This is a genomic window from Methylobacterium variabile (assembly GCF_001043975.1).
Taxonomy (GTDB): Bacteria; Pseudomonadota; Alphaproteobacteria; order Rhizobiales; family Beijerinckiaceae; genus Methylobacterium; species Methylobacterium variabile.
Map to the genome: position 1 here is coordinate 1 of NZ_LABY01000449.1, position 729 is coordinate 729.

The 729-nt window shown below is 71.5% G+C and carries 1 protein-coding gene; it reads right to left on the bottom strand.

Annotated features, from left to right (window positions below; translation table 11 throughout):
* Positions 1-729 (bottom strand): strawberry notch C-terminal domain-containing protein (locus tag VQ02_RS33800; RefSeq protein ID WP_048448659.1); only part of this gene is annotated, 729 nt, incomplete at both ends.

Below are 729 nucleotides of genomic sequence, written 5' to 3' on the forward strand. Positions count from 1 at the left end.
GGCGGCTGCGCCTGGTTGGTGCGGTTGGTGCGGCCCAGACCCTGCACCGCGGCGTCCGCCTTCCAGCCGGCCTCGAGCAGGTAGTGGACGCGCAGGCGCCGGTTCTTCGCGCCCCGGTCGGCATGGTAGCTGCGCCCGGTGCCGCCGGCATCCGAGAACACCAGGACCCGCTTCTCGTCGTCCTGGAAGGCTTGGGTCTCCGAGAGGTTCGCGGTCGCCGGCCGGTTCTGGAGCACGAGCCGATCGACGCCGTCCTTGCCCGCCCGGCGCACGATCCGGCGCGAGCGGCCGGTCACCTCGGCGACGACGCCGGTGCCGAAATAGTGCAGGATCTGGTCGAGCGCCGACTGCACGGGGCTCAAGCCGCACAGGTGCTCGATCAGGGCGTCGCGGGCCTCGACCGCCTCGCGGCACTGCACGGGCTGGCCTGCGTCGTCGACCACGGGCCGGGACTGGATCACGCCCTCCGCGTCGGAGAAGGGCTCGTAGAGCTGGGTCGGGAAGGCGTGGGCGAGGTAGTCGATCACGTACTCGCGCGGCGTGACGTCGACCTGAAGGTCGCCCCATTCCTCCGAGGGGATCTCGGCCAGCCGCCGCTCCATCAGCGCCTCGCCGGTCGAGACGATCTGGACGACGGCGGCGTGGCCGGCCTCGATCCCCGCCGCGATCGCCGCGATCAGGCTCGGGCACTTCATCGCCGTGAGCAGATGGTTGAAGAAGCGCTGCTTG